Origin of the sequence: Paraburkholderia aspalathi, assembly GCF_905220735.1 — a bacterium.
GTDB classification, from domain to species: Bacteria; Pseudomonadota; Gammaproteobacteria; order Burkholderiales; family Burkholderiaceae; genus Paraburkholderia; species Paraburkholderia aspalathi.
On the sequence record NZ_CAJNBA010000007.1, the window covers coordinates 123,249 to 140,500 of the forward strand.

Consider the following 17,252-nt stretch of genomic DNA (forward strand, 5'->3'; position numbering starts at 1 on the left):
TCTCATTGAATGGGAGTGCGCGGCGCGCTGGCGGCGGCACGGTCCGCCTGCCGGCCGGAGTGGGCGACGCTGACGCCATTCCTGTCCGCATACGCGGAGGCAGCCGCAAGGATCGCGATGACCATGGCGTAGAAAGATACGGTCATCTTCAGATCGAAGGTTTCGACCGTCAGACCGAAAATCCAGAAAGCCACGATAAACGTCAGTCCCATCAGCGCGGCCCGGCTCGCCGGGCCGGCCGGCGCGGCGAGCCGCCGCCAGAACAGCGCGCCCGGCACGACGTAGACGGCCAGCACAGCAAGACCGCCGATGACGCCGTAGTCGGTCATGTAAGCAAGCATCTGGTTATGCGCTTCACCTCTGCCCAACTCCGCAGCGACAGGTGTGAGCAGCCCCGAATTGGCAAATGACTGCATGCTGTTGCGAAAGCCGTCGCCGCCGAGACCGAGCAGCGGATGGCTCGCTACGATGCGCGCCGCCGCCTCGTACAGCTGCAGACGGATACCGAGCGACGTGTCCTTGTTGCCATGTGTGTATTGCACCAGATCCGACGAAAGATCCCCGACGCGGTCGCGGGCGGTCGGCGAAAACACGTACACGCCGACCAGAATCGCGACGATCGCAAGCGGCAACAGCACGTTCCACTTGCGTGACTTGCCGCGACTGCGCAAGTAAAGAATCATCGCGGCGACCACCGGGATCGCCACCCACCCGCCGCGCGAGCCGGTGATCAGCGACGCGGACAATCCCGCAAAGAGGCCTGCCACCTTGACGATGCGCACAGCCAGCCGGTCCTTGCGCCACCAGTTCAGCGACAGGATGGACAGCACGCCCATCACCAACGCGATATCGCCGAAGTGAATCGGGTTCAGAAAAGTGCTGCTGAGCCGCCCGAAGCCCCAGTCACGTGGCGCGATCAACAGGATGCCGAGCGACATCAAACCGGCGAGCGCAAACGACAAATCGCTCCACGCGAGCAAGTGCGGCAAACAGCGGCGCAACACCAGGAACAGCGGCGCGGCGGCAAAGAAACGGGAAGGCGAATCGAGTGTACTGGCCACCACCGTGCCGTGCGACACGCCGCCGAGCAGCACGGCAAAAAACGGACACGCCATGGCGACGCACAGCGCGATATCGACACGGTCCCACTGGAGCGGCGGCAGCCCGGTCCAGGATTTCGGCGAGGCCAGCAAAGCAAGCGAAATGACTGCGGCCGCGATCGACAATGCACTGCCGGCACCGTGTATCAGCAAGGTGGCCGACGGATATGTGAGCAGGAAGAACGCTGGCAACAGATTTCGTGAGTTGACACTCAGGGAAGATTTTTTTGCGGGCGTCGACATGTCTGATGAATTTAGCCGGCCGTTGCGACAACTGGCGCGCGCAACCGGACATTTTGGCCTCGCCATTGTACCGGGTTCCCGCTCCTATCCGATTATTAAGCACCGGCGCCCCTGCCGTGGGCAATCACGCTGGCTTCGAGGCGTTGCCGTCCGTAAGGCACTCTTGCCCGAGAGCGTGCAAGAGTGTGCTGTACCATACGGGCCACACGCTCCGCCGCGGCGAGTGGCCGGCCTTGGTGCACCGCACCGCAACGTCCCACCGGCAGAGAGACCCCGAATTTTCCCCAGTATTCGAGCAATGAAACGATTAATGCGCGCGCTCTATCGCAGCGCACCCGCCGCCGTGAAAAGACTCGTGGACACGGCCGTCAGCCGCTCCACCCGCATCCCGTATGCGGGCGTGGCGCACGAGCCCGACGTGTTCCTGCAGAAGACTTCACGGGCGAATATCGTCAAAAAGTACTTACACAAGCATCTGCTGCTCAAATGGCACGGGCAGACGCGCCTGCAACTCAGAAACGCCGCCGGGGTCAAGCGCTTGCTGTGGATTTACACCGGCAAGCGCAATTTTGGCGACGCGACGATGGACATGTCCGGGCGGGCGCTGCTGAAGGGCAGCGAATTCGAAATCGACCTTTTCACATTGCCGAACCTGCACAAGCTGTTCGGGGAGGACGATGTCTTCAAGAACGTCTTTTCCAACTTACCGGATCTTTCCAATCGCCAGTACGATGCGATCCTGATGTCGGAGTACAACCTGCCGTCGATCAAGCTGAAGACGAAACATTTCAACAAGCTGCCGTACGCGTGCCTATTCCAGTACTTCTATGGTCCGGACCGCAATCAGACCACCTTCAGCCATGCCGCGATCAACCACGTCTTCTCGCTCGGCTACAGCGACGGCGAAATCGTTTCGATGAGCAAACCGTATCTGGCGGCGAAGGCGCGCACCCACGATTCGGTTCTCCCGCTCCTGCCGGGCAACCGGTTTCTGGCGTTTGCGGTCGGCGGGATCGATGCGAACCGCACCTACCGGCAATGGGGAGCGCTGCTCGAACTCATCGATTGCTCGGACGACCGGAACATGCCGAAGCAGATAGTTCTGCTTGGCTCGGACAACGGGGTCGCGATAGCGGATGAATTGTTGCACCGAACATTCGGCACGCTGAAGATCACGTCATACGTCGGCAAGCTGACGTTGCTGCAGTCGCGCGAAATGATCGCGCAGGCTAGCCTCTTTGTGGGGGCGGACGGCGGCTTGATGCACATCGCGCACTCCACGCCAACGCCGAGCGTCTCGCTGTTTTCCGACCGCGAACCGCCCTATCTGCGCCTGACCGAACAATGCCACTCGATCGGTATTCAGAGCAGCGGCGACGTGGATGAGATCGCGCCGGCCGACGTCATGAGCGCCATCGAAACACAGTTGGCCACGGTAGCCAATCGGGCTTACTCCGCTTAGGCGGCGAGTGGCGCCGCAGACGCAGGTGTCTGCGACGCCAGCGCACTCGTCAGGATTTACGCTGCGTCCTGCTGGAACTGGATGCGATGCAAATGCGCGTACAGCCCGCCTTGCGCCAGCAGTTCGCGATGGCTGCCGCGCTCGACAATACGCCCGGCATCCATCACCAGAATCCGGTCAGCGCGTTCGATTGTCGACAAACGGTGCGCGATCACGAGCGTGGTCCGGCCCTTCATCAAGGTTTCCAACGCCGCCTGCACGTGGCGTTCGGATTCCGAATCCAGCGCCGAAGTGGCTTCGTCGAGAATCAGGATCGGCGCGTCCTTGTAGATCGCGCGCGCGATCGCCAGACGCTGGCGTTGACCGCCCGAGAGCATCATGCCGTTGTCGCCGACCAGCGTATCGATGCCGCTGGGCATCGCCTCGACGGTGTCCCACAGGTTCGCCGCGCGCAGCGCCGCCTTCACCTTGTCCGGATCGGCCGGCTGGCCATAAGCGACGTTGTTCGCCACCGTATCGTTGAACAGCACCACGTCCTGGCTCACCATCGCGATCTGGCTGCGCAGCGCGTGCAGGCCGTATTCAGGCAGCGCGACGCCGTCGACCAGAATCTCGCCGCCGGTCGGATCGAAAAAGCGCGGCAGCAGATTCACCAGCGTGGTCTTGCCGCTGCCCGAAGGGCCCGCGAGCGCCACCATTTCGCCCGGCGCCACCTTGAACGACACCTGGTCGAGCGTGTGGCGGCCATGCGTGGAGTTGCTGCCGTAGGTGAACGACACGTCGCGGAATTCCACTTCGCCGCGGGCCCGGTCAAGCGGCTTGCCGCCGCCTTCCGGTTCGGAGGGCTCGTCGATCAGGCCAAAAATCAGCTCGCACGCCGTCATGCCGCGCTGCAGTGGCTGGTTCACGTCCATCAGGTGCTTGAGCGGCGAGATGATCAGCAGCATCGACGTAACAAACGCCACAAAGCCGCCGACAGTAGTCTGATCCGACGACGACTGCACCACGGCAATCGTAATCACCACGGCGAGCGCAATCGACGCGAGGAACTGCGTCAATGGTTGCGCGAGGCCGCCGGAGACCGTCATGCGCATGGCGTAGCCGCGCAGACGCTTGCTCATCACCGTGAAGCGGTCCGTCTCGTACTGCTCGCCGTTGTGCACCTTGACGACCTTGTAGCCGCCCACCGTCTCTTCGACGATGTACGACAGTTCGTTGGTCAGCAGTTGATGCTCGCGGTTCAGGCGCCGCAAACGGCGGTTGATCTTGCCCACCAGCCAGCCGATCCCCGGCAGCAGCACCGCGACGATCAGTGTCAGGCGCCAGTTCAGATAAAACAGGTAGCCGAGCAGGAACACGACTGTCAGCGAATCGCGCACCAGGGTGACCAGCACGCTCAACAACACGTTGAGAATCTGGTTGACCTCGAAGACGATCGCGTTGATCACCGTGCTCGCGGTTTCGCGCTGGAAGAACGCCACGCTCGTGTGGATCATGCGGTCGAACATCTTCAGGCGCAGATCGAGCAGGATTTTGTTCGATACGTAGGCGAGCAGATAACCCGACGCGTATTGCGACACGCCGCGAATCAGCGCGAGGCCGATCACCGCGGCCGGTACAAACCACTTGGCGTTGTCGTTGGCATGCGCGCCGAAACCCTTGTCCAGCAGCGGTTTGAGCAAGGCGGGGATTGCCGCGTCGGTACCGGCGCTTACCGCCATTGCGACGATCGCGCCGACCACCACCCACAACAGCGGCTTGATATATGGCCACAAACGCCGGAAGACGACGGCAGGCGACGATGCCTCACCTGAACCGATGGGTTTGCTTAACGTAGGCTTCGCGCTCAAGGAATCCTCTGGGAATGCGGGACAGCATCCGTGCGGCGGGCGGAATGCCCGCTGCACGTAAAATTAAATACGGCATTGTAAACGGTTGCGGATTGCGCGGCCGGTAGTGTGAATTGACCAGATTCGACCGGATTCACGGGTCGCCAGCCGCCGGCGGCCGTGTCCGGCCACGGCCACCGCGCGCTGTGTATACTTGCGCGACCCATTTCGCCACCCTGCACCCTCCACGCAATTCAGGTATGCAAGAAACCACCCTCGGCGTCGCCATCATCACCAAAAACGCGGCGGCGCGACTGGCCGAATGCCTGCAGGCCGTGGCCTTCGCCGATCAGATCGTCGTGATCGACGGCGGCAGCACCGACGGTACCGCCGAGATCGCCCGGGCACATGGCGCGCGCGTGCTGGAGGAAACCGACTGGCCGGGCTTCGGTCCGCAAAAGAACCGCGCCGTGGACGCGCTGACCACCAGCTGGATTCTTTCGCTCGACGCCGACGAAATCGTCACGCCGGAACTGGCAGCGGCGATCCGTGCGGCGCTGGCCGCGCCCACCGCCGATGTCTACGCGGTGGACCGGTTGTCGAGCTTTTGCGGCCACTGGATTCATCACAGCGGCTGGTATCCGGACTGGATTCCACGCCTGTTCAAACGTGGCGCCGCGCGTTTCTCCGACGACCTCGTGCACGAGCGCCTGGTGTTCGACACGCCGTCGCAGCGCCTGACCGGCAAGCTGATGCACTACTCCTACGAGGACTTCGAAGGCGTATTGCGCAAGCTCGACGCGTATTCGACAGCGGGTGCGCAGCAACGTCACGCAGCGGGCAAGCGCGGCAGTTTTGGCATGGCGCTCGGGCGCGGCGCGTGGGCGTTCGTGCGAACCTATGTGCTGCGGCGTGGATTTCTCGACGGCCGCGCGGGTTTTATGATCGCGGTGTTCAATGCCGAAACGGTGTACTACCGGTTTTTGAAGCTGGCGCGGATGGGGGAGCAGACCCGGCGCTAGCGGCCGCGGCTCGCCAACGGTTAGCCCACGCCCACGCAACCGCGCGGGCCAACCAGACATCAATAGACGATTTCGATCGAGCTTCCGGCAAACTCGCCGCGCAATGCCGCGAGCAGTTCGTCTGTCGGCTTCACGCGCCACGCGTCGCCCAGACGCATTTCGCCTTGCGCGTTTTCGCTGCGATAGACCACCTGCACGGCGAGGCCGTTCGGAATCTGCACAGCCTGACGCTGGCCACCGCCGCCATAACCGCCGCCGTTGCGGCCACCGCCGCCGCCATTGCCACCGCGCGATGACGCCGCCGGCGCCGGCGCAGCTTGCGGCTCGTCTTTACCCGCGCTATGCGCTTCGAGCACGCGCCGCAACGCCAACGCGTCCGCATTGCCGTTCATTTGCACCTTCACGGCTTCCGCGTAACGGCAACGCGCGCGGCCGAGGTCCATCACCGTGTCGACCGTGAAACGGATGCCGCCGGTGAATGCGTCGTTACGCGCCTGGCCCTGCACCACCAGTAATTCGTCTTCCTTGAACAGCTGTTTGTGCGCTTCAAAGGTCTCGTTGAAGACAGTCACTTCGCATTGACCGGTGCCGTCGTCGAGCAGCGCGATCAACATCTTGCCGCGCTGGGTCATCTGCGTGCGCAGCGACGCGATCACGCCAGCGACTAGCTTGTCGCGCCCTTCCTTCAATTCGCCGATCTTCTGACGCACGAAACGGCGCACTTCATCTTTGTAGGCATCGAACAGATGGCCCGACAGGTAGAAGCCGAGCGCCGCCTTCTCTTCCTGCAACTTCTTCTTTTCCGGCCATTCCGGCTCGTCGACCAGTTCGTGACCTTGCGACGGCGCATCGCCCATATCGAACAGGCCCGCCTGCATCGCATTGGCGCTTGCCTGCTCGGCGGCTTCCATGGCCAGCGAGACCGAGGCGATCAGCTGTGCGCGATTCGCATGCAGCGTGTCGAACGCACCGGCGCGGATCAATGCTTCCACCGTGCGGCGGTTGACGATCCGGCGGTCGACCCGGTTGCAGAAGTCGAAGATGTCGATAAACAGACCTTCTTCGCGTGCACGGATGATTTCTTCGATCGCGTTCTGGCCGCTGCCCTTGATCGCGCCGAGGCCGTAGCGAATTGTTTTCGAGCGCTTGCCGTCCGCTTCCGCGACCGGCTCGAACCGGTACGCCGACAGATTGACGTCCGGCGGCAACACGGCCATCTTGTTCGTGAGGCAGTCCTCGAACAGGATCTTGACCTTGTCCGTGTCGTCCATGGCGAGCGACATATTCGCCGCCATAAATTCCGCCGGATGGTGCGCCTTCAGCCATGCGGTGTAGTACGCAAGCAGCGCATACGCCGCCGCGTGCGACTTGTTGAAGCCGTAGCCCGCGAACTTCTCCATCAAGTCGAAGATTTCGTCCGCTTTCTCGCCGGCCAGCCCGTTCTTCGCGGCGCCCTGGCGGAACAGCTCGCGATGCTCGGCCATTTCCTCGGCCTTCTTCTTACCCATCGCGCGACGCAGCAAGTCGGCGCCGCCGAGCGAGTAGCCGCCGATGATCTGCGCCATCTGCATCACCTGCTCCTGGTAGACCATGATGCCGTAGGTCTCTTTCAGAACAGATTCAACGCGCGGATCCGGATACTCCACCACCTCGCGGCCGTGCTTACGGGCGCAGAAACTCGGGATCAGGTCCATTGGGCCAGGACGGTACAACGCGACCAGCGCGATGATGTCCTCGAAGCGGTCAGGCTGCGCGTCTTTCAGCATGCCTTGCATGCCGCGGCTTTCCAGCTGGAACACGGCGACCGTATTCGCTTTCTTCAGAATCGAGAACGACGCCGCGTCGTCGAGCGGGACCTGCGCGAGCGACCAGTCTTTCTTCGACGGATCGAGCCGGCGGATATAGCGCTCGGCCCAGTCCAGAATGGTCAGCGTGGTGAGGCCCAAAAAGTCGAACTTCACGAGGCCGACGGCTTCGACGTCGTCCTTGTCGTACTGGCTCACGACGCCGCTTTCGTCGCCCTGCGTATAGAGCGGGCAGAAATCGGTCAGCTTGCCGGGCGCGATCAACACGCCGCCAGCGTGCATGCCGACGTTACGCGTGAGACCTTCCACGCGTTGCGCGAGTTCGAGCAGCTGATGCACTTCGTCTTCGTTATCGAAGCGCTCCTGCAAGAGCGGCTCTTCCTTCATCGCGTCGGCGATGGTGACGTGCTTGCCCGGCTTGAACGGAATCAGCTTGGCGATGCCGTCCGTGAACATATAGCCGAGATCGAGCACGCGGCCGATGTCGCGCACCGCCGCTTTCGCCGCCATCGTGCCGAAGGTGGCGATCTGCGACACCGCGTCCGCACCGTACTTCTCTTTCACGTACTGAATCACACGGTCGCGGCCGTGCTGGCAGAAGTCGATGTCGAAGTCGGGCATCGACACGCGTTCCGGATTCAGGAAACGTTCAAACAGCAGGTTGTAGCGCAGAGGATCGAGGTCGGTCACACCGAGCGCATACGCGACCAGCGAACCTGCACCCGAGCCCCGGCCCGGACCGACCGGCACGCCGTTGTTCTTGGCCCAGTTGATAAAGTCCGCAACGATCAGGAAGTAGCCAGGAAAGCCCATCTTGATGATCGTGCCGCACTCGAATTCGAGGCGCTGGTAGTACGTCTCGCGCTGCGCCTCGCGCTCGGCCGCATCCGGATACAACTGTTCGAGACGCTTTTCGAGGCCTTCTTTTGACAATTGCACGAGGTAGTCGTCGAGCGACATGCCGTCGGGCGTCGGAAAGAGCGGCAGCTTCGGTTTGCCGAGTTCGAGCGTCAGGTTGCAGCGCTTGGCGATTTCGACACTATTGGCGAGCGCCGACGGCAAGTCCGCGAACAGCTCCGCCATTTCTTCCTGCGTGCGGAAATACTGCTCGGACGTAAAGCGCTTAGAGCGGCGCGGATTCGCCAGGATGTCGCCTTCCGAAATACACACGCGCGCTTCGTGCGCGGTGAAGTCGTCCGGCGTCATGAACTGCATGGGGTGCGTAGCCACCACCGGCAATTTCAGCGACGCCGCGAGCGCAACCGCCTGCTGCACGTATTGCTCGCCGCCCGGCTGACCGCAGCGTTGCAGTTCGATATAGAAGCCACCGGGGAAAACCTTCGCCCAATGCAATGCGTTGCGTTTGGCCGCTTCTTCGTTCCCGGCCGCGAGCGCGAGGGCGACGTCGCCCTGTTGCGCGCCCGACAACGCGAGCAGGCCTTCGCCCAGGCCGGATTCGAGCCAACCGGCTTCGATTTCCGCGCGGCCGCGATACTGGTTGGTGAGCGATGCCTTGCTGAGCAGCTCGCACAGATTCAGATAGCCGCGCCGATTCTTGACCAGCAGCAGCAAACGGGAAGGCTTTTCGCGGTCGTCGGGATTGGTGATCCAGACGTCGCAGCCGGCGATGGGTTTGACCCCTTTGCCGCGGGCTTCCTTGTAGAAACGGACGAGGCCGAACGCGTTGCCGAGGTCGGTAAGGGCGAACGCACCCTGACCGTCTTTGGCGGCGGCCTTGACGATGTCGTCAAGACGCACGATGCCGTCGGCAATCGAGAATTCGGAGTGGACGCGAAGATGAACGAAGCGGGGATCTGACATGGGCGACATTGTAACTCCACCCTCCCGGAGTTTTCAGGCCAAAACCGCACGTTAGCCGTTCGGCTTAGGACGGCAACGCGAGCGCGCCGTACACCGGCGTTGTGCAGGCGATTTGCGCTACCGCAAAGGGTTGGCCATTCGGCCGAGTCGGCCAAAGCGCCAGCTTGAGGGATAATACGGGTTTCGCCCTTTTCGACGTGGCCGCGCCGCATGGAGTTTGAATAGGGGCGTTTCAATGCGCCCCGTTTTCCGCGCCGCCACTTCTTACCGCTGGACACACATGAGTATCGTCAATCTCGCCGCGTATCATTTCGCGACCATCGAAGACACCGCCGCATGGCGCCCGTTCGTGACGGAGCGCTGTAATGCGCTCGGCCTGCGCGGCACCATCCTGCTGGCGCCGGAAGGCATCAACCTGTTCGTGGCCGGCACGCGCGAAGCCACAGACGCGTTCATTGACTACATCCGTCACGACGCGCTGTTCGAAGGCAAGTTCGTCAATCTGCAGTTCAAGGAAAGCCTGTCGGACAAGCAGCCGTTCACCCGCATGCTGGTCAAGCTCAAGCGCGAGATCATCACAATGAAAAAGCCGGCGATCCGGCCGGAGCTTGGCCGCGCGCCGTTTGTCGACGCCCCCACGCTGAAAAGCTGGCTCGACCGCGGCCATGACGATGAAGGCCGCCCCGTCGTGATGCTGGACACACGCAACGCGTTCGAAGTGGACGTCGGCACGTTCGACGACGCGCTCGACTACCGCATTACGAAATTCAGCGAGTTTCCGGAAGTGATCGAACAAAACCGCGCCGATCTGGAAGGCAAGACGGTCGTGTCGTTCTGCACAGGCGGGATTCGCTGCGAGAAGGCGGCGATCCACATGAAGGAAGTCGGCATCGAGAACGTGTACCAGCTCGAAGGCGGCATCCTGAAGTATTTCGAGGAAGTCGGCGGCGCGCACTATCACGGCGACTGTTTCGTATTCGACTACCGTACCGCGCTGAATCCGCAACTGGAGCCGACCGCGACCGTGCAATGCTTCGGCTGCCGCGCGGTGGTGCCACCCGAAGCGCAAAAATCGCCGATGTACGTGGCAGGCAAGACGTGTCCGGAATGCCATCCGGACAGCAAGGCGGCGCACGCCGCGTAATGCGGGCGATTGCAGCGGGCGGGCGTCTTCACGTTGCGGCCCGCCGCCCCCATACGGATTCATGGCTGAGCGGCATGGGTCCTTCAGTTGTTCTTCGTCTTTGCGCATCAGCACACCCATCGAACCCATGACCTATCGTGGACGCTTCGCGCCGTCGCCTACCGGGCCCTTGCATTTCGGCTCACTGGTGAGCGCGCTCGCAAGCTGGCTGGACGCACGCGCGCATGGCGGTGCGTGGCTGCTGCGGATCGAAGACATCGACGGGCCTCGCACCGTCCCAGGCGCGGCCGAGGAGATTCTGTCGACCCTCGAGCATTTCGGCATGCACGCAGACGAGCCACCCGTCTGGCAAAGCGACCGTATTGCGCGCTATCAGGAAGCCCTGGAGCAATTGAAGGCCGCCGGCCTGGTCTATCCATGCGGCTGCACGCGCAAAGAGATTGCCGACTCGCTGCTGCATGTCCACGCACGCAACACCACGCTTGCCTACCCCGGCACCTGCCGCAGCGGCCTGCACGGCAAACCGGCGCGCGCATGGCGCCTGCGCGTCCCCGACGGCGACGCGGCGGTGATCACATTCGAGGACCGCTGGCAGGGCAAGCAGACGCAGAACCTGGCCACCGAGGTCGGCGACTTCGTGCTGAGACGCGCTGACGATCAGTGGGCGTACCAACTGGCGGTGGTGGTCGACGATGCAGACGCGGACATAACGCACATCGTGCGCGGCGCGGACTTGATGGATTCAACAGCGCGACAGATCTACCTGCAGCGTTGCCTCGGCGTGCCGACGCCGGAGTATCTGCACGTACCGGTGGTCACGAACGATCAGGGCGAAAAGCTCAGCAAGCAAAACGGCGCAACCGCGTTGGACAATGACAAACCGCTTGAAGCGCTGAGCGCAGCCGCGCGTCATCTGGGTCTTGAGCTAGACGGGACTGCGCATACGACGCTAGAGGGTTTTTATGCTGCCGCGACGGCAGCATGGGCGCAGCGCACGAACGTGCGAGTGTGATGTGATGGCGGCGGGCCGTAGCGGCCACCCCGAACAGAGGCAGCGCCAGTAAAAGAACCGCTCAGAAAAGAAACACTAAAAACAACAAAACCCAGGCAAAGAGCCAGCAATCAGGTAGACGACGGCGACTTCCTCGGCATCCCAAACCCACCGAGCAACGCAGCCAACGGCTGCTTGGAAGTCGACTTCTGCGGAGCCGCAGCAGACGACGCAGCCGCCTCCTCAACCTTCCTCACCGAAGCCGCCGAAGGCTCATAAGGCTTGAGGAAGAAATCATCCACAGGCTGCGCACGATGATGATGCGGCCGATCGAACGATCCCGAGGACGAAGCCCCCGAACGCCGGCGACCGCCCCGCTCGTCACGGCCCTCTGCACGGCCATCCACGCGCTCGCGCCGCGGCGGACGCTCTTCATGGTGGTGCCGCACCGGCGTATCGACGGTCAGGTGTTGCACTTCCAAAGGCCGCTTGATCAGCTTCTCGATATCGGCAAGCTGCTTGCGCTCATTCGGGCTGCACAGCGACAACGCATCGCCGGACGCCCCGGCACGCCCGGTACGGCCAATCCGGTGTACATAGTCTTCCGCATTGAACGGCAGATCGAAGTTGATCACAGCGGGCAGCTCGGCAATGTCCAAACCGCGCGCAGCGACGTCCGTCGCCACCAAGGCCTCGATCTCGCCACGCTTGAACGCATCCAGAGCCTGCATCCGCTCATTCTGCGTCCGGTCCCCGTGAATCGCCGTGGCGATCACACCGTCGCGCTCCAGGCTCCGCGCCAGCCGGCTCGCGCCGATCTTGCTGTTACAGAACACGATTACCTGCTTCAGGCCGCGGTCGCGAATCAGCTTAACGACGGCGCCCGTCTTGTCGCCCTCGGCCACTTCATAAACGATCTGCGTCACATTAGTCGCAGTCGAATTGCTGCGCGCGACTTCGATCGTCTGCGGGTCGCGCAGGTACGTGGCGGCCAGTTTCTTGATTTCGCCCGAGAACGTAGCCGAAAACAGCAGCGTCTGACGTTCCTTCGGCAGCAGGTTCAGGATGCGCTGCAAATCCGGCAGGAAGCCCATGTCGAGCATCCGGTCGGCTTCGTCGAGCACGAGGATCTGCACCTGGCCGAGATTGGCGGTTTTCTGTTGCACGTGATCGAGCAGACGGCCTGGCGTGGCGATCAGAATTTCGACGCCGCGGCGCAGCTGCTCGGACTGTGGATTCATATCGACACCGCCGAACACCACGGCGCTGCGCAGCGCCGTGTGCTTCGCGTACGACTGCACGTTCGCCGCCACCTGGTCGGCCAGTTCGCGGGTCGGCGTGAGGATCAGCGCGCGCACCGGATGGCGGGCGGGCGATGCACTCGTGCTGGCCTGCGGCAGCAAGCGCTGGATGATCGGCAGCGAGAAGCTCGCGGTCTTGCCGGTGCCGGTCTGCGCGGCGCCCATCATGTCCCGGCCGGCCAGCACGACGGGAATCGCCTGCTCCTGAATCGGCGTAGGGATGGTGTAGCCCGATTCTTTGACGGCTTTCAGGATGTCGGGCGCGAGACCGAATTGATCAAAAGTCGCAGTACTGGGCGTGACGGCTGTGTCGGACATGGTGGCTTTCGCTAAAAATGCGCTTGGCGCGGTGCGCGCGGCAGCGGTCGGAACCGCAGAGGGCATCAGGATGAAGGCGGAGCCACGGCGTTCCGCACGGGACCCGTCAGTATTACGGGAAAAATGCGGCCGGCTCCGGCCGGCGGAAACACCCGCCGGAAAGGCCGGTATTGTAGCACTTCAGCAAAAACACTCATGGCGCATCTGCCGGCTTTCTGCTTACGACGGCGAAAGCCGGACGGCGAGCCGCTCGCCGGACCGCCCGTGCCGGCCCCGAAAGCGACCTGCGAGGGTCGGAACGCTTCGCAGGCAGGGTAGTGCGCGCATGCGACAGATGCATGACAGTCCGGCTCAACCCGACCCGCCGCACCACCCCGTCACCACGTCTCGCGCATCACCATCAGGCGCATCTCGGTCATATCCTCGATCGCGTAGCGCACGCCTTCGCGCCCGAGCCCTGAATCTTTCACGCCGCCATACGGCATGTTGTCGACCCGGAACGACGGCACGTCGTTGATCACCACGCCGCCCACGTCGAGCAGATCCCACGCGCGATGCGCATGGGCGAGCGAATCAGTGAACACGCCGGCTTGCAGGCCGAAGTCGCTGTCGTTGACAGTAGCGAGCGCCGCGTCGAAATCGTCGAAACGCTCCAGAATCGCCACCGGGCCGAAGGCTTCCTTGCGATAGAGGTCGGTGTCGCGCTTCACGCCTTCGAGCAGCGTGGCCTCGAACATCGCGCCATCCACCTTGCCGCCGGCGACGATTTTCGCGCCCGCCTGCACCGCGCTTTCCATCCAGCCGGCGAGACGGTTGGACTCCGATTCGGAGATCATCGGCCCGACAAAGGTCTTTTCGTCCTTCGGATCGCCCATGATCAGCGACTTCGTCTTCGCGATCAGCTTCTCGCGCAGGGCGTCGTAGATCTTCGCGTGCACCAGAATCCGCTGCACGCCGATGCAACTCTGCCCGGACTGATAGAACGCGCCGAACGCCAGCCGGTCGACCACGTAGTCGAGCTTGCCGCCCTGATCGCCGTCGACGATCGCCGCCGCGTTGCCGCCCAGCTCCAGAATCACCTTCTTCTTGCCGGCCTTTTTCTTCAGTTCCCAGCCCACCGCGGGCGAGCCGGTAAAGGAAAGCAGCTTGAAACGCTCATCGGTGGTGAACAGATCGGCGCCGTCGCGATGCGCGGGAAGAATCGAGAAGGCGCCTTTCGGCAGGTCGGTTTCAGCCAGAATCTCGCCCATGATCAGCGCGCCGACCGGCGTGCGGCTCGCCGGTTTCAACACGAACGGCACGCCTGCGGCGATCGCCGGCGCGACCTTGTGCGCAGTCAGGTTCAGCGGAAAATTGAACGGCGAGATAAACGAGCACGGACCGATCGGCACACGCTTCACATAGCCGTGATAGCCCTTCGCCCGCGGCGAAATCTCCAGATTGATGATCTCGCCGTCGATGCGCACCGACTCTTCGGCCGCCACCTTGAACGTGTCGATCAGACGCGTGACCTCGCCTTTCGAGTCGTTGATCGGCTTGCCGGCTTCGATACACAGCGCAAGCGCCAATTCGTCGTAACGCTCGCGAAACCGCTTCACGCAATGTTCGAGCACGGCCTGGCGCTTGAATGGCGGGAACGCGCGCATTGCCGGCATCGCGTCGACGGCATAGCCGATCGCTTTGTCGATCGCCGCCGCGTCCGCCATCGCCACACGGGTCGCCACTTCGCCGCTGAATTTATCCGTGACTTCGAGGTCCGTGTTGGCGGCCACCGCAACGTTGGCGAGGTAGTACGGGTAAGTCTTGTTCAACATGACGCGTTCTCCTTGATCCAATGCCTGACATCGGCCATGCAGCCGGCAAGGACCAGGCCCCGTTGCCGCACATGGCCGCACCGTTCATAGTTGGGCGCTCAGCCGCTTGATCTCGCGATTCAGCACACGTTCGTTGTCCGAGTAGTCGATCGGCAGATCGATCACATGCACGCCCGGCGTCGTAAAACATTCGCGCAGCAGCGGCGCGAATTCCGCAGCCGATTCAATGCGATGCCCCTTCGCGCCGTAACTCTCTGCATACGCGACGAAATCTGGGTTGCGCAGCGTCATGCCGTAGTCCGGGAAGTTCATGTTTTCCTGCTTCCAGCGGATCATGCCGAACGCGTCGTCGCGCAAAATCAGGACCACCAGATCGAGCTTCAGACGCACCGCCGTTTCCAGTTCCTGCGAATTCATCATGAAGCCACCATCGCCGCACACCGCCATGACCTTGCGGTCCGGATGCACGATCTTGGTCGCGATCGCCGACGGCAGGCCGGCGCCCATCGACGCCAACGCGTTATCGAGCAGCAGCGAATTCGGTTCGTGTGCGCGGTAGTAGCGCGCGAACCAGATCTTGTACATGCCGTTGTCCAGACACACGATGCCGTCCACCGGCGTGGTCTCGTAGACGTCGTTGACGATCCGCACCGGGTACATCGGGAAACGGTCGTCGTGCTGGCCTTTGACCAGATGCTCCTCGAAGTGCTGCTTGATCTCCTTGAAACGCGTGAAATCCCAGTGTTCCTGACGCTCCTTGAGGCTTTCCTTGAGCTGCCACACCGCGTTGGCGATATCGCCGACCACCTCGATCTGCGGGAAATACACCGTGTCGACTTCCGCGCCGAGAAAATTGACGTGAATCACCGTCTTCTCGCCGGCGTCGCCGCTGCGCATGAAAAACGGCGGCTTCTCGATCACGTCGTGGCCGACATTGATGATGCAATCCGCGTGGTCGATCGCGCGGTGCACGAAGTCACCGTCGGACAAGGTGGCGTTGCCTAGCCACATCGGGTGCGATTCGTCGATTACACCCTTGCCCATCTGCGTCGTAAAGAACGGAATGCCGATCTGGTCGACGAATTCACGCAACATCTTGGTGGTGGTCTTGCGGTTGCCGCCCGCGCCGATCATCAGCAAGGGATGTTTCGCCTTCGTGATCGCTTCGACCGCGCGCGCCACGGCCTTTTCTTCGGCAACGGGGCGGCGGCTGAAGCTCTTCGGAATCGGATGGCCGTCGCCTTCTTCGTGCGCGACGTCTTCAGGCAATTCAAGGTGTGTGGCGCCCGGCCGCTCTTCTTCTGCCTGACGGACCGCTTCGCGCACCGCGGCCGGAATGTTGGCGATCGACACGATCTGCCGCGTGTACTTGGTGAGCGGCTCCATCATCCGCACCACGTCGACAATCTGAAAATGGCCCTGCTTGCTCGATTTGATCGGCTTTTGCCCCGTCACCATCAGCATCGGCATGCCGCCTAACTGCGCGTACGCGGCAGCGGTCACGAAGTTGGTCGCGCCCGGACCGAGGGTGGCCAGACACACACCGGTGCGTCCAGTGAGGCGTCCATATGTGGCGGCCATGAAACCGGCCGCCTGCTCGTGACGCGTGAGAATCAGACGAATTTTCGAGCGGCGCAGCGATTCGAGGAGATCGAGATTTTCTTCACCCGGGATGCCGAATACGTACTCGACACCTTCGGCTTCCAGCGATTTGACGAACAGGTCCGATGCTTTCATGGAGGGTCTCGCTTGATGAAACGGACGCGGGCCATGAGCCCGCCCGTTGAAGTCCAATATCGGACGATCGAAGACGACGACAGCCGCGCGAGCCAAGCGCAGCCTGACATAACGGCGATAGCGACGACACAGGCGACAGCAGTGGCAGCGGGCACAGCGGATGCCATGCCGGACAGCTTACTACTCGAACGGAAAGGATGTGCGCAGGCGGGCAGTGCCGCAAGGCAGGTACAAACGTAAGGCGAGGCAGGCGGCGTGTCTGAAGAAAGACGCCGCATCATGCTCAGCGATTGATGGTGACGCAGTCGGACAGCATCGGCGGGGCGTTTTCGCCATCCGTCGCGTCGTACAGGTCGGCGCGCGGGCCCTTGGTCCACCAGGTGTAGCTGCCGGCCTGATACTTCGCGCCGGAAGCCGAGATCGTATTGACGAACAGCAGTTGCTGGCCCTTGACGGGCACGAGCGCGAAGCTCTGGCCGTTCGCCGTGTTCCAGTAGGTCACCTGCAGAATCTTGCCGGTCGCGCAGGTGTATTTGTGCGTCTGGCGATTCTTCGCCTGAATGTCGGCGAGGTTCAATGGCGCGGCCCATGCATTGCCGTACAACGCCGCAAGACCCGCTGCCGCGGTGACTGCAACAAGCCATTTCTTCATTCGATGCCTCGAT

The 17,252-nt window shown here is 62.5% G+C and carries 11 protein-coding genes; 4 read left to right on the forward strand and 7 right to left on the reverse strand.

Translation table 11 applies throughout. The annotated features are described in order from the left end of the window. Nucleotides 1-2 precede the first annotated feature (2 nt). The gene (locus tag KHO30_RS31545) at nt 3-1,115 is read right to left on the reverse strand and encodes an O-antigen ligase family protein (RefSeq protein WP_234486752.1); all 1,113 of its coding nucleotides are present in this window, start codon (nt 1,113-1,115) and stop codon (nt 3-5) included. On the opposite strand from KHO30_RS31545, the gene KHO30_RS31550 reads away from it, so the two are divergent. Continuing rightward, the gene (locus KHO30_RS31550; protein ID WP_244864178.1) at nt 1,114-2,805 is read left to right on the forward strand and encodes a glycosyltransferase family 9 protein; all 1,692 of its coding nucleotides are present in this window, start codon (nt 1,114-1,116) and stop codon (nt 2,803-2,805) included. The genes KHO30_RS31545 and KHO30_RS31550 overlap by 2 nt on opposite strands. A 56-nt stretch (nt 2,806-2,861) precedes the next feature. Here KHO30_RS31550 and msbA read toward each other — a convergent pair whose 3' ends face one another. Then, a complete protein-coding gene (gene msbA / locus KHO30_RS31555) occupies nt 2,862-4,655 on the reverse strand; it encodes a lipid A export permease/ATP-binding protein MsbA (RefSeq protein WP_211703270.1) in 1,794 nt (597 codons plus the stop codon). Nucleotides 4,656-4,894: 239 nt separating this feature from the next. On the opposite strand from msbA, the gene KHO30_RS31560 reads away from it, so the two are divergent. After that, entirely contained in the window at nt 4,895-5,656 is a 762-nt protein-coding gene (locus KHO30_RS31560; RefSeq protein WP_200619784.1) for a glycosyltransferase family 2 protein, read from the forward strand. Nucleotides 5,657-5,715: 59 nt separating this feature from the next. Here the strand turns inward: KHO30_RS31560 and dnaE are convergent, their stop codons facing one another. After that, complete coding sequence (gene dnaE / locus KHO30_RS31565) at nt 5,716-9,291, reverse strand: DNA polymerase III subunit alpha (RefSeq protein WP_211703271.1); 3,576 nt, start codon at nt 9,289-9,291, stop codon at nt 5,716-5,718. Nucleotides 9,292-9,562: 271 nt separating this feature from the next. Here dnaE and KHO30_RS31570 point away from each other — a divergent pair, with 271 nt between their 5' ends. Both KHO30_RS31570 and gluQRS read left to right on the forward strand, forming a co-directional pair. After that, on the forward strand, nt 9,563-10,426 hold the full coding sequence (locus KHO30_RS31570) for a sulfurtransferase (protein WP_211703272.1): 864 nt from the start codon (nt 9,563-9,565) through the stop codon (nt 10,424-10,426). A 127-nt stretch (nt 10,427-10,553) separates the two neighbouring features. Further along, nucleotides 10,554-11,438, forward strand: coding sequence for a tRNA glutamyl-Q(34) synthetase GluQRS (gene gluQRS, locus KHO30_RS31575; RefSeq protein WP_211703273.1), 885 nt, complete (start codon nt 10,554-10,556; stop codon nt 11,436-11,438). Nucleotides 11,439-11,548: 110 nt separating this feature from the next. Here the strand turns inward: gluQRS and KHO30_RS31580 are convergent, their stop codons facing one another. The 4 genes from KHO30_RS31580 to KHO30_RS31595 form a co-directional block, all read right to left on the reverse strand. Then, nucleotides 11,549-13,036 (reverse strand): DEAD/DEAH box helicase, encoded by a 1,488-nt coding sequence (locus KHO30_RS31580; RefSeq protein WP_097393560.1) that lies wholly within the window; start codon nt 13,034-13,036, stop codon nt 11,549-11,551. Between the two features lie 377 nt (nt 13,037-13,413). Further along, nucleotides 13,414-14,850: an aldehyde dehydrogenase family protein gene (locus KHO30_RS31585; protein ID WP_093639434.1), complete on the reverse strand. Its 1,437-nt coding sequence runs from the start codon at nt 14,848-14,850 to the stop codon at nt 13,414-13,416. 84 nt (nt 14,851-14,934) lie between these two features. Next, the gene (locus KHO30_RS31590; protein WP_093639430.1) at nt 14,935-16,587 is read right to left on the reverse strand and encodes an acetolactate synthase large subunit; all 1,653 of its coding nucleotides are present in this window, start codon (nt 16,585-16,587) and stop codon (nt 14,935-14,937) included. A gap of 283 nt (nt 16,588-16,870) precedes the next feature. Continuing rightward, on the reverse strand, nt 16,871-17,239 hold the full coding sequence (locus tag KHO30_RS31595) for an MliC family protein (protein ID WP_097391805.1): 369 nt from the start codon (nt 17,237-17,239) through the stop codon (nt 16,871-16,873). Nucleotides 17,240-17,252: the final 13 nt, after the last annotated feature.

Excerpts from the sequence above, each read along its gene's own strand:
- KHO30_RS31595 (WP_097391805.1), bottom strand. The coding sequence starts at position 17,239 with ATGAAGAAATGGCTTGTTGCAGTCACCGCGGCAGCGGGTCTTGCGGCG.
- KHO30_RS31545 (WP_234486752.1), bottom strand. The coding sequence starts at position 1,115 with ATGGCGTGTCCGTTTTTTGCCGTGCTGCTCGGCGGCGTGTCGCACGGC.
- dnaE (WP_211703271.1), bottom strand. The coding sequence starts at position 9,291 with ATGTCGCCCATGTCAGATCCCCGCTTCGTTCATCTTCGCGTCCACTCC.
- KHO30_RS31560 (WP_200619784.1), top strand. The coding sequence starts at position 4,895 with ATGCAAGAAACCACCCTCGGCGTCGCCATCATCACCAAAAACGCGGCG.
- KHO30_RS31550 (WP_244864178.1), top strand. The coding sequence starts at position 1,114 with ATGGCGACGCACAGCGCGATATCGACACGGTCCCACTGGAGCGGCGGC.
- KHO30_RS31580 (WP_097393560.1), bottom strand. The coding sequence starts at position 13,036 with ATGTCCGACACAGCCGTCACGCCCAGTACTGCGACTTTTGATCAATTC.
- KHO30_RS31585 (WP_093639434.1), bottom strand. The coding sequence starts at position 14,850 with ATGTTGAACAAGACTTACCCGTACTACCTCGCCAACGTTGCGGTGGCC.
- KHO30_RS31590 (WP_093639430.1), bottom strand. The coding sequence starts at position 16,587 with ATGAAAGCATCGGACCTGTTCGTCAAATCGCTGGAAGCCGAAGGTGTC.
- KHO30_RS31570 (WP_211703272.1), top strand. The coding sequence starts at position 9,563 with ATGAGTATCGTCAATCTCGCCGCGTATCATTTCGCGACCATCGAAGAC.
- gluQRS (WP_211703273.1), top strand. The coding sequence starts at position 10,554 with ATGACCTATCGTGGACGCTTCGCGCCGTCGCCTACCGGGCCCTTGCAT.